The organism is Prauserella flavalba, from assembly GCF_003202235.1.
Lineage (GTDB): Bacteria > Actinomycetota > Actinomycetes > Mycobacteriales > Pseudonocardiaceae > Prauserella_A > Prauserella_A flavalba.
This window is the reverse complement of the sequence record NZ_MASU01000005.1, coordinates 12,915-36,660: the sequence shown is the minus strand read 5'-3', so window position 1 is coordinate 36,660 and position 23,746 is coordinate 12,915. Positions and strand designations below refer to the sequence as shown.

Here is a 23,746-nt window from a genome sequence, read left to right as displayed (position 1 = left end):
GGTGGCGGCCGGCCCGTCACCGGACGAGCGGGCTCAGACCAGGTCGTACCGGTCCAGCATCATGACCTTGTCCCACGCGGCCACGAAATCACGCGCGAACTTCTCCTTCGCGTCGTCGCTCGCGTAGACCTCGGCGACGGCCCGCAGCTCGGAGTTCGAGCCGAAGACCAGGTCGGCACGGGTGCCGGTCCACTTGACCTCGCCGGTCGCGCGGTCGCGAGCCTCGAAGGTCTCCTGGTCCTCCGAGGTGGACTTCCATTCGATGCCCATGTCGAGCAGGTTGGCGAAGAAGTCGTTGGTCAGCGACTCCGGCTTGTCGGTGAGCACGCCGGCCTTCGAGCCCTGGTAGTTCGCGCCGAGGACACGCAGGCCGCCCACCAGGACGGTCATCTCGGGCGCGCTCAGGTTCAGCAGGTTGGCGCGGTCCACCAGCAGGTACTCGCTGGGCAGCCGGTTGCCCTTGCCGCGGTAGTTGCGGAACCCGTCCGCCTTCGGCTCCAGCGGGGCGAACGACTCGGCGTCGGTCTGCTCCTCCGTCGCGTCGGTACGGCCCGGGGTGAAGGGCACCGTGAGGTCGAGGCCCGCGTTCTTCGCGGCCCGCTCGACACCGGCGGCACCGGCGAGCACGATCAGGTCGGCCAGGGAGATCTTCTTGCCCCCGGTCTGGGAGCTGTTGAAGGACTCCTGGATGCCCTCCAGCGTGCGCAGCACCAGGTTCAGCTTCTCGGGCTCGTTGACCTCCCAGTCGCGCTGCGGCTGGAGGCGGATGCGAGCACCGTTGGCGCCGCCGCGCTTGTCACCGATGCGGAACGTCGAGGCCGACGCCCACGCGGTGGACACGAGCTGCGAGACCGAAAGGCCCGACTCGAGGACCTTCGCCTTGAGGGCGGCGACGTCCGCGTCGTCCACCAACTCGTGGTCGACGGCCGGGACCGGGTCCTGCCAGATCAGCGTCTCCTGCGGCACCAGCGGGCCGAGGTAACGCTGGATCGGGCCCATGTCGCGGTGGGTCAGCTTGAACCAGGCACGGGCGAACGCGTCCGCGAACTCGTCCGGGTTCTCGTAGAAGCGGCGCGAGATCTGCTCGTAGATCGGGTCGAAGCGGAGCGCGAGGTCCGTCGTCAGCATCGACGGAGCGCGGTTCAGCTCACCGGTCTCCGGGTCCGGCACGGTGTTCGCCGCGGCGTTGTTCTTCGGCTTCCACTGGTTCGCGCCTGCGGGGCTCTTGGTCAGCTCCCACTCGTAGGTGAACAGGTTGTGGAAGAACCAGTTGCTCCACTTGGTCGGCGTCGGGGTCCAGGTGACCTCCAGGCCGCTCGTGATGGCGTCGCGGCCCTTGCCGCTGCCGAAGCTGTTCTTCCAGCCGAAGCCCTGCTCCTCGATCGCGGCGCCCTCGGGCTCGGGCCCGACATGCACGTCGGCGTCGGCGGCGCCGTGGGTCTTGCCGAAGGTGTGCCCGCCGGCGATGAGCGCGACGGTCTCCTCGTCGTTCATCGCCATGCGGCCGAAGGTCTCGCGAATGTCGCGGGCGGCGGCCAGCGGGTCCGGGTTGCCGTTGGGGCCCTCGGGGTTGACGTAGATGAGGCCCATCTGGACGGCCGCGAGGGGCTGCTCCAGCTGGCGGTCACCGCTGTAGCGCTCGTCGCCGAGCCAGGTGCGCTCGGGACCCCAGTACACGTCCTGGTCCGGCTCCCACACGTCCGCGCGGCCACCGGCGAAGCCGAAGGTCTTGAAGCCCATCGTCTCCAGGGCACGGTTGCCCGCGAAGATCATCAGGTCGGCCCACGAGATCTTGCGGCCGTACTTCTTCTTGACCGGCCACAGCAGCCGGCGCGCCTTGTCCAGGTTGCCGTTGTCCGGCCAGCTGTTCAGCGGGGCGAAGCGCTGCATGCCGGCGCCCGCGCCGCCGCGGCCGTCGTCCACGCGGTAGGTGCCCGCGCTGTGCCACGCCATGCGGATGATCAGCGGGCCGTAGTGGCCGAAGTCGGCGGGCCACCAGTCCTGCGAGGTCGTCAGCACCTCGTCGACGTCCTTGGCCAGCTCGTCGAGGTCGACGGTCAGGAACTCCTTGGCGTAGTCGAAGTCCTCCTCCATCGGGTTCGACGCGGCCACGTGCTTCCGGAGGATCGAGAGGTTGAGCTGGTTGGGCCACCAGTCACGGTTGCCGCCGCCCTCGGTCGGGTGCGCGATGCGACCCGTGTGGACCGGGCAACCGCCGGCGCTCTCCACGTTCAGTTCGCCGACCTCGGCGTTCGGGCTGTCAGACACGGGAATCCTTCCGGGAATCAGATGGGATTGCGGTAGAGCATTCGGGGCACAGACCCCAGTAGATGACCTCGGCCTCCTCGATCGTGAAGCCGTGGTCGTCGGACGCCGTCAAACAGGGCGCCGTGCCGACAGCGCAGTCGACGTCGGCGATGACGCCGCACGACCGGCACACGACGTGGTGGTGGTTGTCCCCGACCCTCGCCTCGTAGCGCGCCACCGAGCCCTTGGGCTCGATCCGGCGCACCAGCCCGGCGGTGGTCAGCGCGCTCAGCACGTCGTAGACGGCCTGGTGGGACACCTCGCCGAGGTCCGCACGCACCGCACCGATGATCGAGGTGGTGTCCGCGTGCGGGTGGTCGTGCACCGCGGACAGCACCGCCACTCGGGGACGCGTGACCCGCAGCGAAGCCCCGCGCAGCATGCGCTCGAAGTCCGTGTTCGTTGGCACGACCGCAGTGTGCCCTACTTTCTGGAATCAATCAAGATTGGACCTCCCGGCGCGTCGCGCACCGGTCCACACACGGAGAGTAGCGGGCCGGCACGGGTGCGGACCGCCCACCCGCAGAGGACACAGCGCGATAACACGACCCACGCGAACGTTGTGGCATCGATACCCGAAACCGCTTTTTCTGCGGTTTTCTCGCGGTCAGTCCGACACATTTTCCACGTCAATAATTCACCAGAATGTCTGCCCACAAAGGACTTGCAAAACGACGAATTGACCAATGACAGAGCCAAATTCCGGGCGTACGATCCCCCACGGCCGAGGTTGGACCCGCACATCTGCCGAACAATTCGAGGAGCAATAATGAAACGAATACTGATGGCATTGGCGGGCGCATTCGCCCTGGTGGCCCTCGCGGTCGCGCCAGCATACGCGCAAAGCGGCCACTTCGTCACCGGCGGTGGAAACGCGGCCGAATGTGTCGACATCGGAACGCAGCTGCGCTGCACCGGCAAGGTCGCCGGTCTCGGCGGCACCACGTTCGAGATCACCGTCCAGGCGCAGGGCGTCGCGTCGGTCGAGTGCACGAACCCGGCGGGCAATGTCGCGCCCGGTCAGGACACGACGATCACGGCGACCGCCAGCAGCGGGCCGCTGCCCACCCCGCGGAACGGGCAGTTCGTGTTCAACCTCGCGACGGAGACCCCCACCGTCCCGAACGTTCCGACCTGCCCCAACCCACAATGGACGGCAACCGTCGTCGATGTGACGTTCGGTGACGCGACCTTGTCCCTGTTCGAGAACGGGGCGCTGTCCGACCAGATCGTCGTACCCGTCGGGTGAGGACCGGCGGGCGAGGAGTGTGCTGAACAACCCAGACGCGCAGCAGGGCAGCGGTTGTTCAGCGCGCTCCGAGGGCACGCCGGCGGCTAGCGGGCCGGCGTGCCCTCCACCGCGGCGGCATAGCGGCGGGCCAGTCGCGCGAAGGCGGCCGCGAGCTCGGGCGGCCCGACCACCTCGAGGTCCGCGTCGAACCTGCCGATCGCGGCGGCCAGGCCCGTCCACGACCACGAACCCAGCACGAGGCGGCAACGGCCGGGGTCCAGGTCCTCGACCACGCCGTCACGGGCGAACGGGGACACGTCGGCGGCGGGCAGGCCGAGGATCACCTCACCGACACACGGCCAGCCGGGAGACGTGCCGTCGGAGCCGGAGAACCGGGCCGCGATGAACGCCGCCACGTCGCCTCCCGGAACCTCGCGCGGCGAAAAGCGTGGTCCCGCGGGGATGCGCGGGGTGATCCGGTCGGCGCGGAAGGTGCGCCAGTCGTCCCGGTCGAGATCCCAGGCGAGCAGGTACCAGCGGCCGCCACGGGCCACGAGGTGGTGGGGCTCCACCCGGCGCGGCGCGTCCGCGGGGGCGTAGCCGAAACGCAGGACCTCGCGGGCGTGGACCGCGGTGCCCAGCGCCATGAGCACTCCGCTGTCGACCGGCGGGTCCGTGGTCCGCTCGGCGACGGTCACCCGCAGGGTGTCGATGCGTCGGCGCAGCCGGGCGGGCATGACCTGCCGGACCGTGGTCAGCGCCCGCACCGACGCCTCGCCGAGGCCGCCGGCCTCGTTCGCGGCGCGCTGGAGCGCGACGGCGAGGGCGACGGCCTGGTCGTCGTCGAACAGCAGCGGAGGCAGTCGCGTGCCCGCGTCGAGCCGGTAGCCGCCGACGGGTCCCCTGGTGGCCCGGAGGGGATAGCCGAGGCCGCGCAGGCGGTCGACGTCGCGGCGCACGGTGCGGGCGCTGACGCCGAGCCGTTCGGCCAGCAGGGCCGCGGGCCAGTCCCGGCGCGCCTGCAGCAGCGAGAGCAGAGCCAGCAGCCGGGCTGAGGTTGTTGGCATGATCCCATCCTGCCCGGAGAAGAGGACACACCCTGACCTCTTCCCTTGCGATCGTGGGTCCGTACCGAACCGGTGACCACGCAAGGAGACGATCTTGTCCCTCACGACCACGACGCACCTGAACTTCCGCGGCGGCGCCCGCGCGGCGCTGGAGTTCTACCGGTCCGTCTTCGGCGGCGACCTCGCCGTCGTCACGTACCAGGACGCGCGCAACGTCCACGGCGAGGCCGACCAGGTGATGTGGGGCCAGGTGCTCGCGGGCAACGGCTTCCACGTCATGGCCTACGACGTGCCGCCGGACCTGGCCCACGACCGGGGCGAGAACTCCTTCTTCGTCTCCGTACGCGGCGAGACCGTCGAGGAGGTCACCGGCCACTGGGAGAAGCTCACCGACGGTGGGGACGTCGTGGTGCCGCTGGGCCCGGCGGGCTGGGCACCCCCCCCTACGGCATGGTGAAGGACCGCTTCGGCATCGTCTGGGTCCTCGACGTCGTCAGCGAGTACAACGCCTGACCCGCCAGGCGGGCGGGACCTTCCCGCCCGCCTTCGTTCCGGCCCCGATTACGAAGGAAACCACCACCATGAAGAGGCGCCCACTGGGCCGCACGGGCAGTCACGTCAGCGCCGCGGCCTTGGCACCACCGGACGTCGCGGCGGCCATCCGTCCTCACCGAGACCTCGCCCCGCAGGCGCCCGGACGGCGAGCGCGCGGGGGCGGGATCCGATGACCGTCCTGGACACGAGGGCCCTCAACCGGGCGACGCTGGCCCGACAGCTGCTGCTGGAGCGCGCGGAGCTGCCGGTGCTCGACGCCGTCGCGCACCTGTGCGGGCTGCAGGCGCAGGAACCCCAGGAACCGTTCACCGGGCTCTGGTCCCGGTTGCGCGCGTTCGAGCCCGCGGCGCTCGACGAGCTGCTGACCGGGCGACGGGTGGTGCGGACCCACCTGATGCGCCGCACCGTGCACCTGCTGACCGCCGAGGACGTCCTCGCCTGGCGGTCCCGGCACGACGCCATGCTCCGGCAGCGGGTGCTCGGCGTCTACCGCCGCGAGCTTGACGGGGTGGACCTCGCCGAGCTCGCCGAGGCGGGCAGGGCCGTGCTGGCGGACGGCGAGCCGCGCTCCATGCCGGAGCTGGCGCGGGCGCTCGCCGGCCGCTGGCCGGAGCCGGGACACAGGGCGCTGGGCGAGCTGCTCGTCGGCGCACTGATCCCCGCCGCCCAGTTGCCGCCGCGCGGGCTGTGGCGCACGAAGGCGGGAGTGCGCTACCTCCCGCTGCCGGTGTGGCTCGGCCGGGATGTCGATCCGCCCGCACCGGACGGCACCGACCCGGTCGGCGCCGCGCTGGTGCGGCGGTATCTGGCGGCGTTCGGCCCGGCCGCCTCGGCCGACCTGCGGGCCTGGTGCGGCCTCGCCGGCCTGCCAGGCGCGATCGCCGCGGTGCGCGACGAGCTGGTGTCCTTCCGCGACGAACGCGGCCGCGAGCTGCTCGACCTTCCCGGCGCCCCGCTCCCCGATCCCGGAACCCCCGCCCCGGTGCGGTTCCTGCCCGCGTTCGACAACGCGATACTCGGCTACCACGACCGGTCGCGGATCATCGATGACGCCCACCGCGGCCTTTCGGTCGCGGGGGCACGTGTCGTGCTGGTCGACGGCCGGGTCGCCGCGACGTGGGACGTCGAGGAGGCCACCGTGGTCGTCACCCCGCTGCGCCGGTTCTCCCGCTCCGAACGCGCCGAGGTCGCCGAGGAGGGGCGGGAGCTGGCGGCCTTCCTCTCCGACGGCGAGACCCGGCGAGTGCGGGTCGGTCAGCGCACGACGTCGTAGACGAGCTTCTGGATGCCGTTGCCGTAGGACTCGCTCTCGAGGAGCCTCAGGTTCTGCTTGTCCTTGTCGGTGTCGCTGAACAGCCGCTTGCCCGCACCGAGCAGCACCGGGAAGACGAGCAGGTGGTAGCGGTCGATGAGACCGGCGTCGGACAGGTTGCGGTTGAGGTTCGCGCTGCCGTGCATGCTGATCGGGCCGCCCTCGGTCTCCTTGAGCGCGGCGACGTCCTCGAGTGAGCGGAGGATGGTGATCTCACCCCAGTTGGTCACCAGGTCCTCCTCCTTCAGCGTCCTCGACACCACGTACTTCGGCATCGCGTTGTAGCCGGGGAACTCCTCGGTCATGGTCGGCCACACCGGCGCGAACGCCTCGTAGCTGACCCGGCCCAGCAGCATCGCCGTGGCCTCGTCCTGCTCGCGGCCCTTCAGCTCGTACGCCGCCGGGTCGAACTCGATGTCCTGAAAGGTCCAGCCCGAGTTCCGGTAGCCCGGCTCCCCGCCGGGTGCCTCGACGACGCCGTCGAGCGAGACGAATGCGGTGGCGATCAGGGTGCGCATGCGGTTGCTCCTTGGTTCGATTGACGTGCTCTCGCCAGTGCATCGAACAACGGCGGCAGTATTCGACACGTCCCGCCGCGAAAAATTCACTCCGAGGCCGGCTCGAGGATCACCACCGCCGTTTCCCCTGGTCGCCGCGCCGCGAAGGCGTCGAGATTGTGGTCCAGCTCACGCCAGCGGGCCCAGAGCCGCCCGCGTTCCTCGCCCTGAGCGGCTCGCGCCCGCACGCGGCGCGACCCGTCGACGAGCGTGACGGTGGCCTCGGGCCTGGCCTGCAGGTTCAGCCACCACGCGGGCTCGGGCACGCCCCAGCCGTTCATCGCGAGCGTGTAGACGTTCGGGCCATCGGGCAGGTAGGCGAGGATCACGCTGCGCTCCTCGCCGCTCCGGCGACCGATGGTGGTGAGCCGCATGGTGCCCCAGCGGCCGGGTCTCGGCGGCCACAGTCCCTTCCGGCCGCGCGTGACCCGGTAGATCCCGCGGTGGACCTTCCAGGCCAGCCGGATGAACCACCGCGGCGGCAGCCGTGGCGATCGCTCGCGTTCCTCGGACATGGCACCCCCGGCGCTCGTGGTCGGGGCCGACCGTAGCCAGCGGCGGCCGGGGTGCAATAGGGTCTCAGGTCCCCTTCTCGCCGGGCCTGGTCAGATCAGCGCCTCGCCGCCGTCGACGGCCAGGTTGGCCCCGGTGACGAAGCCGGCCGCCGCGCTCAGCAGGTAGGCCGACGCCTGCGCGACGTCCGAGGGCTGCCCCGCCCGGCCGAACGGGATCCGCTGCGCGGCGATGTCCTCCACGTTCGGGGTGCGTTCGAGCATCAACGGTGTCACGGTCATGCCAGGGGCCACCGCGTTGACGCGGATCCGGTGTGGCGCGAGCTCGACGGCCACGGCGCGCACGAACTGGTTCAGCGCCGCCTTCGTGCACGAGTAAGGCAGCGTGCCTGGCCGGAACTGGTGCGCCCGCACCGACGACACCACGAGCAGCGACCGGTCGCCGTCCGGGTCGGCCTCGCGGCTCCCGATCATCAGGCGCGCGGCCAGCTGGCTCACCAGGAACGTGCCACGCAGGTTGACGCGCATGATCCGGTCCCACTCGGCCACGTCGAGGTCGAGGAACGACGTGAGGCCGCCCGTTCCCGCGTTGGCAACGAACCCGCTCAGCGCGGGCACCCGGTCGCGCAGCTCACCCTCCAGCCGGGCAACGTCCGCCTCGTCGCCGGTGTCGGCGCGGAAGGCGGCGACCTCGGCGCCCGCCGGTGCCGCCGCCTCCAGCTCCTTGCGCGCCGTGGCGAGGTCGTCCGGGTTGCGGGCGACGATCCCGACGTGGGCGCCCCGCCGTAGCAGCTCGTGGGCGATGCCGAGGCCGATGCCCTTGCTGCCGCCCGTGACCACGATCCACCGGCCGTCCAGCTGCGACAGGTCACGCTGCTCCATCGGTCGCTCCCACCGTGATCACTTCGTTCGGGCACAGTTCGGCGGCCTCGCGCACCGCGCCCGCGAGCTCGGCGGGCGGCGTGGGGTCGAGCAGCAGCACGGTGCCCTCGGCGTCGTCCTGGTCGAACACGGCGGGGGCGGTCATGGCGCACAGCCCCGCGCCACAGCAGCGCCCCTGGTCGACGGTGACCTTCACGTCGTCTCCTCTCTCAGACGCCCAGGGCGCCGAGTAGTTCTTCCCGGTGCTCGTGCGGCTGCCCGAACAGCACCGCGCTCGTCGCGGCCCTGCGGACGTGCAGGTGGGCGGGGTGCTCCCAGGTGAACCCGATGCCGCCGTGGACCTGCACGGTCTCGGCGGCAACCCAGGTGTAGGCCTCGCCGCACGTCAGTGCCGCGGCCGCTGCGGCCTGCTCGACGTCGGGCGCGCCATCGGCCACGGCGCCTGCCGCCCACAGCGACGCCGACCGCGCCGCCTCGACGTGCACGGCCATGTCGGCGCACCGGTGCTTGATCGCCTGGAACGTCGCGATCGGACGTCCGAACTGGATCCGGTCCCCGGCGTAACGGCAGGACAGGTCCAGCGCCGCGGCCGCCCCGCCGCTCTGCTCACAGGCCAGTGCGGCGATCGCGCGGGCCCGCACCCGGCCGAGGTCGGCGCGGCCGACGAGGGTGGCCTCGGCGCCGTCGAGGATGACCGTGGCGAGCTGCCGGTTGGGGTCCATCGCGCGCAGCGGTTCCCGCGTCAGGCCGGGGGCGTCGCCCTCGACGGCGAACAGGTCGTCCCCCGCGGTGACGAGCAGCAGCTCCGCGCTCGCACCCTCCACGACGAGCGTCTTGGTCCCGTCGAGCCGCCAGCCGGGTCCACTGCGGACAGCGGTGACGGGGCTGTGCTCCTGGTAGGCGAGCGTGGCGGTGGCGGGGCCCGTCGCGAGCCGGGTGAGCAGCTCGTCGCGCACCGGGCCCTCGGCGGCGAGCAGAGCGCCCACAGCGAGCACGGCAGTGCCGAACCACGGCAACCGCACCAGCGAGCGCCCCAGTTCCTCGGCCACCACGGCGACCTCGCGGAACGTCGCGCCGGACCCGCCCAGCGCCGCCGGGACGTCCAGCGTCACCGCGCCGAGCTCCGCGCCGAGGCGGCTCCAGACGGCCGGGTCCCAGCCCCGCTCGCCCGCCAGTTCGCGGTAGACCGCTTCGGTGTCGCCGTACCGGCCCAGGAACTCGCGGACGATGCTCCGCAGTTCCTCGGCCTCGGCGTTCGGGGTGATGCGCACTGCCCTCTCCTAGGTTCCGGGGACGAGTTCGGCACGGAGGACGCGCCGCAGCGCCTTGCCGGTTTCGGTGTGCGGGAGGGAGTCCCGCAGGTGGATCCGCGCCGGGGTCTTCGCCGAGCGCAGCCGCTCGCGGACGTAGGCGCGCAGTTCGTCCTCCAGCGCGGCCGGGTCGGAGACCGGCCCGGTGGGAACGACGGCGGCGACGGGCACCTCGCCCCACTCGACGTCCGGCACGCCGAGCACCATCGCGTCGTCCACGGCGGGGTGGGCGAGCAGGGTGTCCTCGATCTCACCGGGTGAGAGGTTCTCGCCGCCGCGCACGATGACGTCGTCGGCGCGGCCGTCGAGGAACAGGAAGCCGTCGCCGTCCAGGTGCCCGCGGTCGCGGGTGGGGAACCACCCGTCGGCATCGGTGGCCCGGTGCGACAGGTACTCCCCCGACACCTGCTCGCCGCGCACGAAGATCTCTCCGGGCTCGCCGGGGCCGAGGACCTTCCCGTCCGCGTCGCGGATCTCGATCTCCACGCTCGGCAGCGGGCGCCCGACGGAGCCGAGCCTGGCCCGCACGCCGGGCGCGTCGGAGGCGAGCGCGTCGCGGTGGTCCTGGGGCCCGAGCACGGCGATCGTCGAGCTGGTCTCGGTGAGCCCGTAGGCGTTGACGAGATCGACGTGCGGCAGCAGGCGCAGAGCCCGCTCCACGACGGGCGCGGGCATCCGGCCGCCGCCGTAGGACAGGTGCCGCAGGGCGGGCAGCGTCTCGCCTCGGGCCTCGAGGACGTCGAGGATGCGGCCGAGCATCGTGGGCACCACCATCGCGTGCGTCACCCGCTCCTCGCCCACCAGGTCCACCCACGACTCGGGGCTGAAGGACGGCAGGACGACGATGCGGCGGCCCGCGAACAGGCTCGTCAGCACGGTCGAGACGCCGGCGATGTGGTACGGCGGCACGGCGACCAGCTGCGCCTCGTCCTCCCCCGCCGACAGGAAGTCCACAGTCGACATGACGTAGGAGGTCAGGTGCCGCGGCCGCAGCACCGCGGCCTTCGGTTCGCCGCTGGTGCCGGAGGTGAACAGCAGCACGCTCACCTCGCCGGAAGCCTCGGGCACGGTGCCCTCCGCGGCCGGCAGCGCGTCGCGAGAGACCACGGTGATTCCCTCGATGCCCTCACAGCGCGCGCGTTGCCGCTCGCCTGCCACCACCACGGCCGGGGCGATCCGCGTGAGCGCCGCGCGCAGTGCCTCGTCGGAGAGACGGTAGTTCAGCGGCACGAACGGCAACCCGGCGCGCTGCGCCGCGTAGAACAGCACCGGCAGCGTCTCGGAGTACTCGTCGACGTAGCCGACGTTGGCCACGCCGGACCCGGCGAGCCCGGCCGCGACGGCGGTGGCCCTGGCGTCGAGCCCGGCGTAGGTCAGCTCGCCGATCGCGCGCCGGTCACCGGCGGCACCGGCGACCATCTCCAGCAGCAGTGACGGGTTCATGTCGCCTCTCAGTCCGACGCGGGCAGCGCACGGGCGCCCGCCACCGTGAGCGGCCTGCCGTCCACGGCGAGCACGCCCTCACCGCCCCGGGTGCACAGCACCTCCAGGCCGCTGTCGGCGTCGGTGTAGCGCTTGCCCAGCAGCGTGCCGCCGTCGGCCTCGGACTTCGGCGTGCCGCCCTGTGCGGGCTGCTCGGTGTCGGCGAGCGGCGCGCCGTCGCACGTCAGCGCCACCTCCGCCGAGGGCGCCCTGACCACGACGATCGCGGTGGAGGAGGTCGTGGACCAGTAGCGGGTTCCGGGTTTGATGCTCATGTTCGGCTCCTTCCAGGCTTGATGGTCACCCGAGGCGGGACAGCCCTCGCCGCACGAGGGTCGAGACGTGGTCGCCCCGGCTGGCCATCCGTTCGTCGGTGGTCTCCCCGCGCAGGTACCGGGCGTACAGCTGCTGCAGGATCACCGCTGTCTTGAAACAACCGTAGGCCTCGTACCAGTCGACATCGCCGACGTCGAGTCCGGAGCGAGCGGCGTAGCGCTCCACCAGCTCTTCGCGCGAGGGCAGCCCCAGCTTCGACAGGCCCAGCGACACGAGCGCGCCCGCGTCGCCGAACTCCGGGTCGGGCCAGTAGTTGAGCAGGGTGCCGAGGTCGACCAGTGGATCGCCGAGCGTGGCCATGTCCCAGTCGAAGACGGAGATGACCTCGTCCGGGTCGCCGGGCGAGAACTGGCAGTTGTCGATCTTGAAGTCGTTGTGCACGATCGCGGGCGCCCCGGATCCGGGCAGCGCGCTCGCGAGCCGCTCCCCCAGCTCCGCCGCGGCCGGGTCACCACCGTCGACGGCGGCCAGCTCCCAGCGCTTGCGCCAGCCCCGGACCTGCCGTTCGAGGAAGCCCTCGGGCCTGCCGAGGTCGCCGAGCCCGCACGCCTCGGCGTCCACGCGGTGCAGGTCGGCGAGCGCGTCGATCACCGCCAGCCCGATCCGGCGGCCCGCATCCGGCTGCGCGGCCATCGACCGCGGCACCGAGTCCCACACGACGATCCCCGGCCGGTACTCGACCACGAGGAAGTCCGCACCCGCCACCACGTGGTCGGTGCAGAACAGCAGCGCGCGCGGCGCCCGGGGGTAGTTCTTCCAGAGCCGGGACAACGTCTTGTACTCGCGGCCCATGTCGTGCGCGCCGGGCGCGATCAGGCCGAACGGCGGGCGGCGCAGCACCAGCGCCGTGTCGCCGAAGCGGATCTGGTAGGTCAGGTTCGCGGACCCGTTCGGGAACTGCAGCACGGAGAACTCGCCGTCCAGTTCGGGCAGTTCCGCCCGCAGGTACTCCTCGACGCGCGGCCAGTCGAGGTCCTCGCCAGGGCGCACGGGGGCGGTGTCGGTCTCCCGCGTCCTCGGTTCAGCCACGGCAGGGCTCCCCGTCGTCGGCGGCCGCGGCGAGCACGTCGGCGAACCGATCGCGCGCCTCGGCCCTGCGCGCGGGCAGGATGTAGGGCGGGAACAGCCCGTCGTCGGGTTGGGTGCCGCGCAGCAGTGCCTGCGCGAGGTTCACCTTGTGGACCTCGGTCGCGCCGTCGGCGAGTCCCATGTGGAACGACTCCATCACCCACTTGCCGAAGGGCAGCTCCTTGGAGATCCCCAGCGAACCGTGAAGCTGGATGGCGCGGCCCGCGACGTCGGCGAGCACCTTCGGCATCGCCGCTTTGACGGCGGAGATGTCGGCGCGCACCTTCTTGTAGTCGCGGTGCAGGTCGATCCGCCACGCGGTGCGCAGCACGAGCAGCCGGAACTGCTCGAGCTGGATCCACGAGTCGGCGATCATCTCCTGGACGAGCTGTTTGTCGGCGAGCCGCTCGCCCTTCGTGGTGCGCGACACCGCGCGGCGCTTCATCATCTCGAACGCCGACTGCACCAGCCCGACCGTGCGCATCGCGTGGTGGATCCGGCCGCCGCCGAGCCGGGTCTGCGCGACGGCGAACGCCTGGCCACGCTCGCCGAGCAGGTTCTCCGCGGGCACGCGCACGTCGGTGTAGCGCAGGTACTGGTGCGTCCCCACGGCCTCCTCGTGGCCCCACACCGAGACGTCCCGCACGCGTTCGATGCCGGGGGTGGCGGCGGGCACGACGAACATCGACATGCTGCGATGCGGCGGCGCATCGGGCTCGGTCACCGCCATCACGATCAGGAACTCGGCGAACAGGGCGTGGCTGGAGAACCACTTCTCGCCGTTGATGATCCATTCGTCGCCGTCGAGGCGGGCGGTGGTACGGAAGCCGGTGGGGTCCGAGCCGCCGTGAGGCTCGGTCATCGAGAAGCACGACACGATGTCGCCCTCGATGAGAGGTTCGAGGTAGGTCTTCTTGAGGTGGTCGCTGCCGTAGTGGGCGAGGATCTCGGCGTTGCCCGAGTCCGGCGCCTGGCAGCCGAACACCACCGGCCCGGAGTGTGTGCGGCCGAGCTTCTCGTTCAGCAGCGCCAGGCGCAGCTGCCCGTAGCCCTTGCCGCCCAGCTCGGGGCCGAGGTGGCAGGCCCACAGGTCCCGCTCCCTGACCCGCTGCTGCAACGGCTTGATCAGCGCGTTGCGCACGGGGTCGCGCGGGTTCCAGGCGTGCTCGACGAGCTGGTCGACGGGCTCGATCTCCTCGCGGACGAACTCCTCGACCCAGTCCAGCTCCCGCTGCACTTCGGGTTCGGTCTCGAATCCCCAGACCATGAACGCATCCCCTCCCTAGCGTGTGAGCACCGTGCAGGCGGAGATGCCCGGCGCGCCGTAGACGTGGGTGAAACCGACGCGCGGCTCCCCCGGTACCTGGTGTGCTCCCGCCGCGCCGCGCAGCTGCAGGACGTTCTCGTACACCTGCCGCAAACCGGACGCACCGATCGGCTCGCCGTTGGCGATGCAGCCGCCGTCGGTGTTGACCGGCAGCCTGCCGTCGAGCTCGGTGTCGCCGTCGGCGATCAGCTTCTCCTGCTCGCCGTGGGCGCACAGCCCGGTCTCGGCCAGGTGCATCAGCTCGGCGCCGGACTCGGTGTCCTGCACCTGCGCGACGTCCACTTCGGACGGATCGATGCCCGCGGCCTCGAAGGCGGCCCGGGATGCCTCCACCGTCGGCGAGTCCGCGCGCTCGGCGGCGAGCCAGGGCGCGAACACCTCGAAGGAGCCGTAGCGGCGGCTGCGGAACGCCGCCGACCGCAGCAACACCGGCCGGCCGGTGTACTCGCGGGCACGGTCGGCGCGGCACAGCACGAGCGCGACCGCACCCTCGCCTGGCGAGCAGTACATGTACTGCGTCAGCGGGTGGGAGATCATCGGCGCCGCCGCGATCTCCGCCGCGCTGATCTCCTTGCGCCGCCAGGCCATCGGGTTGCGGGCGCCGTTGCGGAAGGCCTTCTCGGCGATGGTGGCGAGCACGGCCGGGTCGATACCCGTGTCGTGCAGGTACCGCTGGATCTTCATGCCGAAGAACTGCGTGGTGACCATCAGCCCGGTCTCGCCGTACCAGGCGCCGATACCGTGTTCGGCGGGATCGGTGTTGAACGCCCCGCGCGGGTGCTTGTCGAAGCCGATGACGATCCCGAGGTCGTGCTGCCCCGAGCGGATCGCGGCGTCGGCGGCGATCAGCGCGGAGCCGCCGGTGGCGCACCCGTTGGCGACGTTGATGAACGGCAGGCCCGTCAAGCCCAGCTCGGAGACCAGGGTGTCGGCGTCGCCTGCCGAATGCGAGCCGCCGAACCCGAACCGCAGGTCGGAGAAGCGCAGCCCGGCATCGCGCAGGGCCTCCCGCGCGGCGTGCACGGCCTGGGCGCGGCCGGACACGCCGTCGGTGCGGCCGAAGCGGTGCATCCCGATGCCCACGATCGCGACGTCAGTCATGGCGGGCCTCCCCGAAAGCGAAGGTGTGCACGTCCACACCGGACTCGTCAGTGCGGAACGGCACGAGCACCAGCTCCACCGGCATCCCGATGCGCAGCCGTTCCGGGTCGGCCTCGGTCAGCCGCGCCTCGACGATCAGCTCGCCGGGCAGCTCGACGTAGCCGACGCCGTAGGAGTCGGCGGTGCCGGTGTACGGCGGCTTGGGCCGGAAGCCCTGCACCGTCCACGACCACAGGGTTCCCGTGCGCGAGAGCGGCACCTCGATCATCGAGTCGCCGGTGCAGCGCGGGCAGCCGCCCTGGTACGGGAAGGTGTACGCGCCGCAGTCGGCGCACCGGCTCCCGCGCAGGGCGACGCCCTCGGCGGTCTCGATGAACAACGAGTCGTCCACGGTCCTCAGGTTGCCGATCACGGTGCGGCCAGCCTTCCCCCGTCGACGGCGAGCAGGGCGCCGGTGGTGAAACTCGCCGACGGCCCGCACAGGTACAGGGCGGCGCCGACGATCTCGGCGGGATCGCCGCCGCGTCGCAGCGGCCAGTCCTGCGCCAGCGCCGCGAAGGCGTCCTTGTCCCACGCCTTGCTGATGTCGGTGAAGAACGGTCCCGCCACGATCGTGTTCACCCGCACGCTCGGCCCGTACTCCTGCGCGAACCCGGCGGTGAGGGTGTTGAGCGCCGCCTTCGCCGCGGCGTAGGGCAGATCGCTCGCGGTGGGGCGGCCCGACGCCATCGACGAGATGTTGAGCATCACCCCGCCGCCGCGCTCCACCATCCGTTTGCCCGCGGCGGCCATCAGCCGGAACGGTCCCTTGACGTTGACGCCGAAGACCTTGTCGAACAGGGTCTCGCTGACCTCGTCCAGGCTCGGGTACACGGGCGCGATCCCGGCGTTGTTCGCGAGGACGTCCACCGGGCCCAGCTCGTGCTCGACCTCGTCGAGCAGCGGGCCCAGCCGGTCCCAGTCGCCGACGTGCGCGGCGTGCGCGCTGGTCCGCCTGCCGGTCGCGGCGGCGATCTCCTCGGCCAGCGCCTCGCAGCTCTCCTTCTTGCGGGAGACGATCGCGACGTCGGCGCCCGCCGCGGCGAACGCGATCGCGATCTCCCGGCCGAGCCCGCGCGACCCGCCGGTGACCAGCGCGGTCCGGCCTGCCAGCGGGCGGCCGGCGAGCGCCGACTCACGGGCGGCCTCGACGGCCTCGGCGACCGTCTTCGGTGTCGAACCGGTCATCTCGGGATGTCCTTCCATGGCGTGGTGCGGTCGGCCCTCGGCTCCGGCGGCAGCCCCAGGAGCCGTTCCGCGATGATCGTGCGCTGCACCTCGTCGCTGCCCCCGGCGATCCGGTAGCCCGGTGCGCCCAGGTAGTGCTCGGTCCAGCGGTAGGTGCCGTCCCCGGCGTCGGCGACCAGCCTCGGCCCGAGGACCGTCGCGGCCGCCTCGGACACCAGCTTGAGCCGCTGCGCCCAGGCCAGCTTGCGCAGTGACCCGATCGGGCCCGGCTCCCCTCCGGCCAGGCGGGTCTCGCGGTCGCGTTGCGCGGAGATCGCGGCGACCTTCTCGGCCACCCACACGGCCGCGAGCAGCCGCCGCACCTCGGGGTCACCGGTGCGCCCGAGTGCCAGCGCGTCCTCGGCCAGCTGCGCGTAGCCGCCGCCGAGGTCGGCGTTCGCTCCGGAGTGACCGCGTTCGAACCCGAGCGTCGCGAGGGTCACCGACCAGCCCGCGCCGACGTCGCCGAGCCGCAGCGAGTCCGGCACCCGCACCTCGTCGAGGAACACCTCGCAGAACGAGGAGCCGCCCGACATCTGGCGCAGCGGCCGCACCTCCACGCCCGGGGTGTCCATCGGCAGCAGGAACGCCGTGAGGCCCTTGTGCTTGGGCACGTCGGGGTCCGTGCGGGTGATCAGCTCGCCCCAGCCCGCGAACTGCGCGCCGGAGCTCCACACCTTCTGCCCGGTGACGACCCAGTGGTCGCCGTCGCGCACCGCCCGCGTGCCGAGCCCGGCCAGGTCCGATCCGGCCGAGGGTTCGGAGAACAGCTGGCAGGCCAGCTCGTCGCCGCGCAGCAGCGGCCGCACGAGCCGTTCCTTCTGCCCTGGCGTGCCGAACAGCTGGACGGTGGGCGCGATCAGCGCGGTGCTCACCGAGGTCAGCTCGTGCTGGCCCGGCGTCACGAACTGCCGCTCGGCCTCGGCGAACGCCTCCTCGTGCAGCGTGGTCAGCCCCGCGCCGCCGTGCTCCACCGGCCAGGACAGTGCGCCGTACCCGGCGTCGAACCTGGTGCGCAGCCACTCCTGGATCCGGGCGATCAGCGCCCGCTCCTCGTCGTAGGGCAGGTCGTGGAACACCGCCACCGACCGGCGGGGCGCGTCGCCCCTCGGTTCCAGGTGCTCCGCGAGCCATTTCCGGGCCGTCTCGGTGAACTCGGCCAGCTCTGCCTCGGTGACCTCAGCGGACATGGAACCCCGCATCCACCGGCAGCGCCACGCCCGTCACGTACCTCGCCGCGTCCGAGGCGAGCCACAGCACCGCGTCGCTGATGTCGCCCGGCTGCAGCAGCTCGACGGGCAGTGCGTTGGCCATCATCTCCAGGTCCTCCGGGTCCTCGGCGAAGTAGGCGCCGAGCGATTCGTTGGTCACCATCGGCGTCTTCACTCCGGTCGGGTGCACGGTGTTGACGCGGATGCTCTCCTTGGCCAGGCCCACGGCGTAGGCCCGCATCAGCCCGACCACGCCGTGCTTGCTCGCCGTGTAGGCCAGCGTCGCCGGGGTTCCCGTGGCACCGACCAGCCCCTTGAGGCCCGCGGTGGAGCTGATCAGGACGATCGAGCCGCCGCGGCCGGACTCCCGCATCGGCGGCAGCGCCGCCTCGACGGTGTGCCAGACGCCGGTCAGGTTGATGCCCACGGTCGCCTCCCACATCGCCGAGGGCGAGACGCCCTCGGCGGGCAGGATGGTCGACACCCCGGCGTTGGCGACCACCACGTCCAGGCCGCCGAGCTCGGCGACGCCCTTCGCGACGACGCCGGTGAGCCCGTCCCGGTCGCGGACGTCGACCTCGGCGGCGACGATCCGCCCGCCGTGTGCCTCGACGAGCCGGGTGGTCTCAGCGAGGTCCTCGGGGGTGGCCATGTCGTAGGGCAGCTCGGGAACAGGCGCGCATACGTCGATCGCGATCACGTCGGCGCCGGCCTCGGCGAGCCGGACCGCGTGCGAGCGGCCCTGCCCGCGAGCGGCGCCCGTGACGAGCGCGACCCTGCCGGTCAGTGCTCCCACGGCGTCTCCTTTCGGGTCCGGTTCCGGCTCAGCCGAAGTCGCTCCACTCGTGGATCCGGCCGCCGCGGATCACGAAGATCGTCATGGTGTCCAGGTGTGCCTTCTCCCCCGCCTTCGCGAAGCCGGGCACGTCCACGGCGGCGGTGCCGCCCCATTCGGCCTCGCGGAACACGACGTCTCCGACCACGGCGCCGCGTTTGGTCGCGGTGATGGTCCGGCCGGGGAAGGCGTCGTTCATCATCTTGATGTTGGAGATCAGCTGCTCCCGCCCGCTGCCCTCCATGCCCTTGTTCTTATGGCTGAAGACGATGTCCTCGGCGAGGATGTCCTCGAGCGCGGCGAAGTCAGGTTTGTTGAAAGCCTCGATGAGCTTCTCGACGACGGCCAGCTTGTCCTGTTCGGTCTCCGGCATGGTGTTCCTCCTTGAACTTCCGGGGGGTCAGGCGGGGATCCACTGTGGAACGACGGTGCCGTCGCGGTCGGTGAACCGCACGCGCATCGGCATTCCCGCGTACAGCTCCGGGGTCCCGGGGAGGTGCCCGGCGAACCGGACTCCCGGGTGGTCGTCCAGTTCCACGAGCACGACCGTGTAGGGCGCGGGGAAGGCGGGGTCGACGGTGTGGCGGGCGACGGTCCAGGTGTGCAGCCGGGCGGTGCCCTCGGCCCGCACCCAGCGCACCGGCGTGTTCACGCCGGTGACGCGCGGCGGGTGGACGGGTGTGCCGTCCTGTCCGATCGCCACCAGCAGCTCGCCCCTCGCGGCTCCGGCCCAGAACTCCGCGGAGTCCGGGTCGGTCGTGCGGGGCACCGGCAGGCTCATGTGTCCCTCCTCAGGATCAGCGCGCTGGACGCGGGCGGCGAGCCACCGGTGACGAGGCAGACCTCGTTGCGCTCCACTGTGGACGTCGACTCGCCGCGTACCTGCCGCACGCCTTCGACCACGTGGTTGAGGCCGTGGAGGTAGCCCTCCGACAGGTGCCCGCCGCCGGTGTTGATCGGCAGCCTCCCGTCGAGGCCGAGCGCGCCGCTGGCCGCGAACGGCCCGCCCTCGCCCTTCTCGCAGAAGCCGTAGTCCTCCAGCTGGATCAGCGCGGTGATGGTGAAGCAGTCGTAGATCTGGGCGACGCCGATCTCGTCGGGGCCGAACCCGGCGCGGCGGTAGAGGGTCTCGGCGACCGCCGCCGAGGGGAACGTCGTGTAGGAGTCCCGCAGCAGCACGGGGAACAGCACGCCGCCCTTCGGCGCCCGGCCGGTCGCCATCGACACCGCGCGGATCAGCGCGGCGGGACGGCGGCCGTCCCGCGCGCGCTCCGCCGAGGTGACCACGAGCGCGCAGGCGCCGTCGGTCTCCAGGCAGTAGTCGAACAGCCGCAGCGGGTCGGAGATCATGCGGGCGGCCTCGTAGTCGGCCAAGGTCATCGTGCGATGACCCAGCTGTGCGCGAGGATTGGCGTTGGCGCGTTCCCGGCAGGCGAGCGCGATGTGCGCGAGCTGTTCGGACGTCGTGCCGTACTCGATCATGTGCCTGCGGGCGACCATCGCGTACGCCTGCCCGGCCGCGGCCAGCCCGTGCGGCAGGAAGTACTCGTCGTAGGTGCTGCCGCCACCGACCTCGAGCGGACCGTCGGTGACCCGCCGGGTCTGCCCGTAGCGGTCGGCGCCCGAGCGGCCGTTGAGCGCGCGGAACACCAGCACGGTCGACGCCTGGCCGCTCTCGATCGCGGCCACCGCCTGCGCGACCTGCGCCGGTGCCGCCGATCCTCCCGCGCCGTTGATGCCCCAGTACGTGAGGTTCGGAATGCCGAGCGCGTCGGCCAGCTCGTTGTGGGTGACGAGGTCGAAGTCGTTGCGGACGATGCCGTCGACCTCGGCCGCGGGGATGCCCGCGTCCTCCAGCGCCGCCGTGCACGCGGTGACGGCGAGCGCGAGGTCGCTCATCCCGGAGCGCTTGGTGTAGGCCGTCTCGCCGATCCCGGCGATCGCGCACCGGTCGCGGTGCGGGGCGTAGCCGGACGTCATGCCACACCGTCCCTGACGACACCGGCCTCCAGCAGTGCGTCCACATCGACCCCGGACAGGCCCAGCTCGAGCAAAATCTCCCGGGTGTGCTCGCCGATCAGCGGCGGCCGTCCGGACCCGCGGCCGCCCGCGAGGTCCATGAGCCTGCCCGCCATCTCCATGTCGCCGGTGACGGGGTGCCGGTAGCCGACCACGAGCCCGCGGTCCTTGAGGTCCGGGTCGTCGAAGAGCACGGTGCCCGGCGCGGTGGCGCACACCTCGGCGGGTACGCCGTGGGCGTCGAGGATCTTGCCCCACGCCTGGGCCGTGTCGGTGGCGAACGCCGCGCCCAGCACGCCGGCGAGGTCGGCGTCGCCCCGGCCCTTGCCCGCGACCGCGGGCACCGCGGCGCACAGCGCCCGCCAGTCGTCCTCGGAGGTGACGGCCAGGCACAGCCAGCCCTCGGAAGCCGGGTAGATGCGGTGCAGTGCCGAGATACCCCAGCTGTCCGCGTCCACGACCGGGCGGTCACCGCGCACCGAGCCGTCGGGCGTGGTCCAGGCCATCGACGCGTTGAGCAGGTGGGCGTAGGCGATCGACGTGTCGACGAACTGCCCCCTGCCCGTCCGGTCCCGGTGGTAGAGCGCCTGCAGCACCCCGATCGCCGACAGCAGCCCGTTGCCCGTGTCGCCCAGCGAGATCGACGGCCAGATCGGCGTGCCGCCGCTGTCGGCCGCGCCGTCGACCCACTCGGTGCCCGCGAGCGCGGCGGCCGTCTGGTCGTTGGCGGGCTTGCTGTCGCGCTCGCCGTGCTCGTAACCGCGCGTGTGGCAGTAGACGAGGGCCGGGTTGACGCTCTTCAGCGACTCGTAGTCGATCTTCAGCCGTTGCGCGGCGCCGTACCGCATGTTGTGGTGCACCACGTCCGCGCCGCGCACGAGGTCGTAGAAGAGGGCGAGCCCGCGCGGGTCCTTCAGGTCGATCGCCAGGCTGCGCTTGCCGCGGTTGGACATGTGCGAGTACTGCGTGCGCATCCAGAAGTCGTCGTGCTTGGCGTTGACCTTGATGACGTCGGCACCGAGATCGGCCAGCAGCTGCGCGCCGTACGGTCCCGCGATCGCGAGCCCGAGGTCGAGCACGCGGATGCCGGCGAGCGGCGCCGCGGGGTCGGTCCCGGCCGAGGGCGTGGGTTCCGGCGCGCGGGCGGCCTGCTCGCGCGCCCACGCGGTGTCGGTACCGGGTGGCACGGTCCCCTTCTCGATGGGGGCGGGGCACTCAGAGAGGTGCACGACCGAGCCGACCGAGCGGATCGCCCCGTGCTCGGGATCCGGCAGCTCCACGACACAGCCGTCCTCCAGCAGCGCGGGGTCGAGCAGCGCCTCCTCGGGCGGGCGCACGATCTCGAACGGCACCCCGGCGGCCTTCGCGACCTTCTCCCACTCGGCGGCGGGGAACCGGGCCGCGGCGGCCTCCATCTGCGGGTGGAAGTGGTGCAGCAGCACCATTTCCGTGTAGTCGGTGGAGATCCGCAGGTCGGCGTCCTTCGGCGAGGCGCCGCGCTCGGGCAGCACCAGCTCGTCGCCCTCGCTGACGCCGAGCATGAACCCCGGCAGCTGCACCCACTGCTGCACCCACCGGCCGTCGGACGTGCGATAGAAACCCTTGGGGGCACGGGGATCCGTGGTCCAGCCGAGGTAGCTCTCGCTGTCGGGCAGCTCGGCGCGCTGCCACGCGATGCTCGTCGAGCAGAGCACGCCCTGCAACAGTGACGTCGCCACGTGCTGTCCGCGCCCGCACACCTCGCGGGCGCGCAGGGCTCCCGCCACCGCGATCGTCGCGAGGTACGCCGCGGCGTTGCTGGCCCACGGGATGCCGGTGAACATCGGGCCCGGCCGGTCGGGACCCACCGCTGTCGCGGGGTCCGCGTCGAGGTCCGCGAGCGGGTCGGTCCAGCCGGAGAGCCTGCCGATCGTGGTGCCGGGGATGCCGCGTGCCTCCCAGTGCAGCCCGGTGCGCGCCGCCACCAGCGCGTCCACGGCGGGACGGCCGCGGTGTGCGGCGGCGTCGCCGTAGCCCGTGATCGAGCAGTGCACCAGCCGGGGGTTGAGCGCCGACAGCGACGCGGCGTCGAGCCCGGCCGGAGCCTGCTCGAACGTCTCCACGAGCACGTCGGCACCGGCGGCCAGCGCCCTGATCTCGGCGAGATCGGCGTCGAGGTCCAGGCTCGCGCGCCGCTTGCCCCGGTGCCACACGCGGTAGCCCGAGAGGTGAGCGCACGGATCACCGGGAAGGTCGATCCGGATCACCTCCGCACCGGCGTCGGCGAGCAACATCGTGGTGATGGCTCCGGCCACGCCCTGCGTGAGATCCACGACCCGCAGACCCGAGTACACGCCCCGTCCCGGCACACCGACCTCCTCCGGTCACGTTCGCGGCCCCGTCGCCGACGATGCACCGACCCTACGACAACTCGACGTCGACTTCAAGTTCGAATTGAAGTTGCAGTCAACTTCGCGTTCACCTACATTGTGACCCACCCGACACGACTCGAAGGAGAGTGCGATGGCGCGCGTTGCGAACAAGGTTGCGCTGGTCACGGGCGCCGCGAAGGGCATGGGACGGTCGCATTGCGTCCGGCTCGCGGAGGAGGGCGCCGACATCGTCGCGCTCGACCACTGCACCCAGGAGGACGGGGTGCAGTATCCGATGGGCACGCCCGAGGACCTCGCGGAGACCGCGGCGCTGGTGGAGAAACACGGCAGGCGGGTGATCACCTCCCAGGCCGACGTCCGGGACCTCGCAGCGCTGGAGGCACTCGTCGCCGAGGCCCGGCGAACACTCGGGTCGCTCGACATCGTGGTGGCCAACGCCGGGATCTCCACCCTCGGCGCGGCGTGGGAGCTCACGCCACAGCAGTGGCAGGCGATCATCGACACCAACCTCACCGGCACCTGGAACACCGTCAAGGCCGTGGCCCCGGCGATGATCGAGCAGGCCACCGGCGGCGCGATCGTGCTCGTCAGCTCCGTGGCCGGCATCAAGGGCTTCGGCGGCATGGGGCACTACTCCGCGTCGAAGGCCGGGATCATCGGCCTGATGCAGACCCTCGCCCAGGAGCTGGGTCCGCACGCGATCCGGGTCAACACCGTCAACCCCGGGCTGATCAACACCGACATGTCGATGAACAAGGCGCTGATCTCCCAGTTCCTCCCGGACAACCCGAACCCCACGCGGGAGGACATCGCCGAGGCCTACAAGGGCCTCACGATCCTGCCCAACCCCTGGCTCGAACCGGTCGACGTCAGCAACGCCGTGCTGTGGCTCTCCTCCGACGAGGCGCGCTACATCACGGGCATCACCGTTCCCGTCGACGGCGGACAGCTCGTCCGCTCCTGAGCAGCACACCCCTTCGACGAAGCAGGAGGCAC

25 protein-coding genes are annotated in these 23,746 nt (G+C 71.9%); 4 read left to right on the top strand and 21 right to left on the bottom strand.

Going from position 1 to position 23,746, the window contains the following annotated elements:
• Window positions 1-33: 33 nt before the first annotated feature.
• Complete coding sequence (katG, locus tag BA062_RS07465) at window positions 34-2,268, bottom strand: catalase/peroxidase HPI (RefSeq protein WP_110335345.1); 2,235 nt, start codon at window positions 2,266-2,268, stop codon at window positions 34-36.
• Window positions 2,261-2,716: a Fur family transcriptional regulator gene (locus BA062_RS07460; protein ID WP_110335344.1), complete on the bottom strand. Its 456-nt coding sequence runs from the start codon at window positions 2,714-2,716 to the stop codon at window positions 2,261-2,263. Before BA062_RS07460 ends, katG begins: the two co-directional genes overlap by 8 nt.
• Window positions 2,717-3,091: 375 nt before the next feature.
• Here BA062_RS07460 and BA062_RS07455 point away from each other — a divergent pair, with 375 nt between their 5' ends.
• Window positions 3,092-3,556 (top strand): hypothetical protein, encoded by a 465-nt coding sequence (locus BA062_RS07455; RefSeq protein ID WP_245959719.1) that lies wholly within the window; start codon window positions 3,092-3,094, stop codon window positions 3,554-3,556.
• 86 nt (window positions 3,557-3,642) lie between these two features.
• Here the strand turns inward: BA062_RS07455 and BA062_RS07450 are convergent, their stop codons facing one another.
• Complete coding sequence (locus tag BA062_RS07450; protein WP_110335343.1) at window positions 3,643-4,605, bottom strand: helix-turn-helix transcriptional regulator; 963 nt, start codon at window positions 4,603-4,605, stop codon at window positions 3,643-3,645.
• Window positions 4,606-4,699: 94 nt separating this feature from the next.
• On the opposite strand from BA062_RS07450, the gene BA062_RS07445 reads away from it, so the two are divergent.
• Both BA062_RS07445 and BA062_RS07440 read left to right on the top strand, forming a co-directional pair.
• Window positions 4,700-5,062: a VOC family protein gene (locus tag BA062_RS07445; RefSeq protein WP_342768885.1), complete on the top strand. Its 363-nt coding sequence runs from the start codon at window positions 4,700-4,702 to the stop codon at window positions 5,060-5,062.
• 267 nt (window positions 5,063-5,329) lie between these two features.
• Window positions 5,330-6,433: a winged helix DNA-binding domain-containing protein gene (locus tag BA062_RS07440; RefSeq protein ID WP_110335342.1), complete on the top strand. Its 1,104-nt coding sequence runs from the start codon at window positions 5,330-5,332 to the stop codon at window positions 6,431-6,433.
• On the opposite strand, the gene BA062_RS07435 is transcribed toward BA062_RS07440, so the two are convergent.
• The 18 genes from BA062_RS07435 to BA062_RS07350 all read right to left on the bottom strand — a co-directional run bounded on the left by BA062_RS07435 (window position 6,415) and on the right by BA062_RS07350 (window position 22,726).
• On the bottom strand, window positions 6,415-6,990 hold the full coding sequence (locus tag BA062_RS07435) for a dihydrofolate reductase family protein (RefSeq protein WP_110335341.1): 576 nt from the start codon (window positions 6,988-6,990) through the stop codon (window positions 6,415-6,417). The two genes, BA062_RS07440 and BA062_RS07435, sit on opposite strands and share 19 nt — an antisense overlap.
• Window positions 6,991-7,076: 86 nt before the next feature.
• Window positions 7,077-7,544, bottom strand: coding sequence for a nitroreductase family deazaflavin-dependent oxidoreductase (locus BA062_RS07430; RefSeq protein WP_110335340.1), 468 nt, complete (start codon window positions 7,542-7,544; stop codon window positions 7,077-7,079).
• 90 nt (window positions 7,545-7,634) lie between these two features.
• Entirely contained in the window at window positions 7,635-8,423 is a 789-nt protein-coding gene (locus BA062_RS07425; protein WP_110335339.1) for an SDR family NAD(P)-dependent oxidoreductase, read from the bottom strand.
• Window positions 8,410-8,619, bottom strand: a complete 210-nt coding sequence (locus tag BA062_RS07420; RefSeq protein WP_110335338.1) for a ferredoxin — start codon at window positions 8,617-8,619, stop codon at window positions 8,410-8,412. The genes BA062_RS07425 and BA062_RS07420 overlap by 14 nt, the downstream gene beginning before the upstream one ends.
• A 13-nt stretch (window positions 8,620-8,632) precedes the next feature.
• Window positions 8,633-9,694, bottom strand: a complete 1,062-nt coding sequence (locus BA062_RS07415) for an acyl-CoA dehydrogenase family protein (protein WP_110335337.1) — start codon at window positions 9,692-9,694, stop codon at window positions 8,633-8,635.
• Window positions 9,695-9,703: 9 nt separating this feature from the next.
• Window positions 9,704-11,176: a class I adenylate-forming enzyme family protein gene (locus BA062_RS07410; protein ID WP_110335336.1), complete on the bottom strand. Its 1,473-nt coding sequence runs from the start codon at window positions 11,174-11,176 to the stop codon at window positions 9,704-9,706.
• Between the two features lie 8 nt (window positions 11,177-11,184).
• Window positions 11,185-11,490 carry a hypothetical protein gene (locus tag BA062_RS07405; protein ID WP_110335335.1) on the bottom strand — a complete coding sequence of 102 codons (306 nt, stop codon included), beginning with the start codon at window positions 11,488-11,490 and terminating at the stop codon, window positions 11,185-11,187.
• Between the two features lie 25 nt (window positions 11,491-11,515).
• Window positions 11,516-12,580 carry a phosphotransferase family protein gene (locus BA062_RS07400; protein ID WP_110335334.1) on the bottom strand — a complete coding sequence of 355 codons (1,065 nt, stop codon included), beginning with the start codon at window positions 12,578-12,580 and terminating at the stop codon, window positions 11,516-11,518.
• Window positions 12,573-13,886 carry an acyl-CoA dehydrogenase family protein gene (locus tag BA062_RS07395; protein ID WP_110335333.1) on the bottom strand — a complete coding sequence of 438 codons (1,314 nt, stop codon included), beginning with the start codon at window positions 13,884-13,886 and terminating at the stop codon, window positions 12,573-12,575. The genes BA062_RS07400 and BA062_RS07395 overlap by 8 nt, the downstream gene beginning before the upstream one ends.
• A 15-nt stretch (window positions 13,887-13,901) precedes the next feature.
• Window positions 13,902-15,047, bottom strand: coding sequence for a thiolase family protein (locus tag BA062_RS07390; protein ID WP_110335332.1), 1,146 nt, complete (start codon window positions 15,045-15,047; stop codon window positions 13,902-13,904).
• Entirely contained in the window at window positions 15,040-15,459 is a 420-nt protein-coding gene (locus BA062_RS07385; protein WP_110335331.1) for a Zn-ribbon domain-containing OB-fold protein, read from the bottom strand. Before BA062_RS07385 ends, BA062_RS07390 begins: the two co-directional genes overlap by 8 nt.
• On the bottom strand, window positions 15,456-16,274 hold the full coding sequence (locus BA062_RS07380; protein ID WP_110335330.1) for an SDR family NAD(P)-dependent oxidoreductase: 819 nt from the start codon (window positions 16,272-16,274) through the stop codon (window positions 15,456-15,458). The genes BA062_RS07385 and BA062_RS07380 overlap by 4 nt, the downstream gene beginning before the upstream one ends.
• Window positions 16,271-17,503: an acyl-CoA dehydrogenase family protein gene (locus tag BA062_RS07375; protein ID WP_245959718.1), complete on the bottom strand. Its 1,233-nt coding sequence runs from the start codon at window positions 17,501-17,503 to the stop codon at window positions 16,271-16,273. The genes BA062_RS07380 and BA062_RS07375 overlap by 4 nt, the downstream gene beginning before the upstream one ends.
• Window positions 17,493-18,320: a mycofactocin-coupled SDR family oxidoreductase gene (locus BA062_RS07370; protein ID WP_110335328.1), complete on the bottom strand. Its 828-nt coding sequence runs from the start codon at window positions 18,318-18,320 to the stop codon at window positions 17,493-17,495. The genes BA062_RS07375 and BA062_RS07370 overlap by 11 nt, the downstream gene beginning before the upstream one ends.
• 28 nt (window positions 18,321-18,348) lie before the next feature.
• Complete coding sequence (locus BA062_RS07365) at window positions 18,349-18,732, bottom strand: nuclear transport factor 2 family protein (RefSeq protein ID WP_110335327.1); 384 nt, start codon at window positions 18,730-18,732, stop codon at window positions 18,349-18,351.
• 27 nt (window positions 18,733-18,759) lie between these two features.
• A complete protein-coding gene (locus tag BA062_RS07360) occupies window positions 18,760-19,140 on the bottom strand; it encodes a Zn-ribbon domain-containing OB-fold protein (protein ID WP_110335326.1) in 381 nt (126 codons plus the stop codon).
• Window positions 19,137-20,339 carry a thiolase C-terminal domain-containing protein gene (locus tag BA062_RS07355; protein WP_110335325.1) on the bottom strand — a complete coding sequence of 401 codons (1,203 nt, stop codon included), beginning with the start codon at window positions 20,337-20,339 and terminating at the stop codon, window positions 19,137-19,139. The genes BA062_RS07360 and BA062_RS07355 overlap by 4 nt, the downstream gene beginning before the upstream one ends.
• A complete protein-coding gene (locus BA062_RS07350; RefSeq protein WP_110335324.1) occupies window positions 20,336-22,726 on the bottom strand; it encodes a CaiB/BaiF CoA-transferase family protein in 2,391 nt (796 codons plus the stop codon). The genes BA062_RS07355 and BA062_RS07350 overlap by 4 nt, the downstream gene beginning before the upstream one ends.
• Window positions 22,727-22,880: 154 nt before the next feature.
• Here BA062_RS07350 and BA062_RS07345 point away from each other — a divergent pair, with 154 nt between their 5' ends.
• The gene (locus BA062_RS07345; protein ID WP_110335323.1) at window positions 22,881-23,714 is read left to right on the top strand and encodes a mycofactocin-coupled SDR family oxidoreductase; all 834 of its coding nucleotides are present in this window, start codon (window positions 22,881-22,883) and stop codon (window positions 23,712-23,714) included.
• Window positions 23,715-23,746 lie beyond the last annotated feature (32 nt).

What these genes read in the sequence shown, in the direction of transcription:
- BA062_RS07455 (WP_245959719.1), top strand. Translation starts at nt 3,092, where the DNA reads ATGGCATTGGCGGGCGCATTCGCCCTGGTGGCCCTCGCGGTCGCGCCA.
- BA062_RS07450 (WP_110335343.1), bottom strand. Translation starts at nt 4,605, where the DNA reads ATGCCAACAACCTCAGCCCGGCTGCTGGCTCTGCTCTCGCTGCTGCAG.
- BA062_RS07440 (WP_110335342.1), top strand. Translation starts at nt 5,330, where the DNA reads ATGACCGTCCTGGACACGAGGGCCCTCAACCGGGCGACGCTGGCCCGA.
- BA062_RS07435 (WP_110335341.1), bottom strand. Translation starts at nt 6,990, where the DNA reads ATGCGCACCCTGATCGCCACCGCATTCGTCTCGCTCGACGGCGTCGTC.
- BA062_RS07430 (WP_110335340.1), bottom strand. Translation starts at nt 7,544, where the DNA reads ATGTCCGAGGAACGCGAGCGATCGCCACGGCTGCCGCCGCGGTGGTTC.
- BA062_RS07425 (WP_110335339.1), bottom strand. Translation starts at nt 8,423, where the DNA reads ATGGAGCAGCGTGACCTGTCGCAGCTGGACGGCCGGTGGATCGTGGTC.
- BA062_RS07410 (WP_110335336.1), bottom strand. Translation starts at nt 11,176, where the DNA reads ATGAACCCGTCACTGCTGCTGGAGATGGTCGCCGGTGCCGCCGGTGAC.
- BA062_RS07405 (WP_110335335.1), bottom strand. Translation starts at nt 11,490, where the DNA reads ATGAGCATCAAACCCGGAACCCGCTACTGGTCCACGACCTCCTCCACC.
- BA062_RS07395 (WP_110335333.1), bottom strand. Translation starts at nt 13,886, where the DNA reads ATGGTCTGGGGATTCGAGACCGAACCCGAAGTGCAGCGGGAGCTGGAC.
- BA062_RS07390 (WP_110335332.1), bottom strand. Translation starts at nt 15,047, where the DNA reads ATGACTGACGTCGCGATCGTGGGCATCGGGATGCACCGCTTCGGCCGC.
- BA062_RS07380 (WP_110335330.1), bottom strand. Translation starts at nt 16,274, where the DNA reads ATGACCGGTTCGACACCGAAGACGGTCGCCGAGGCCGTCGAGGCCGCC.
- BA062_RS07375 (WP_245959718.1), bottom strand. Translation starts at nt 17,503, where the DNA reads ATGTCCGCTGAGGTCACCGAGGCAGAGCTGGCCGAGTTCACCGAGACG.
- BA062_RS07365 (WP_110335327.1), bottom strand. Translation starts at nt 18,732, where the DNA reads ATGCCGGAGACCGAACAGGACAAGCTGGCCGTCGTCGAGAAGCTCATC.
- BA062_RS07360 (WP_110335326.1), bottom strand. Translation starts at nt 19,140, where the DNA reads ATGAGCCTGCCGGTGCCCCGCACGACCGACCCGGACTCCGCGGAGTTC.
- BA062_RS07355 (WP_110335325.1), bottom strand. Translation starts at nt 20,339, where the DNA reads ATGACGTCCGGCTACGCCCCGCACCGCGACCGGTGCGCGATCGCCGGG.
- BA062_RS07345 (WP_110335323.1), top strand. Translation starts at nt 22,881, where the DNA reads ATGGCGCGCGTTGCGAACAAGGTTGCGCTGGTCACGGGCGCCGCGAAG.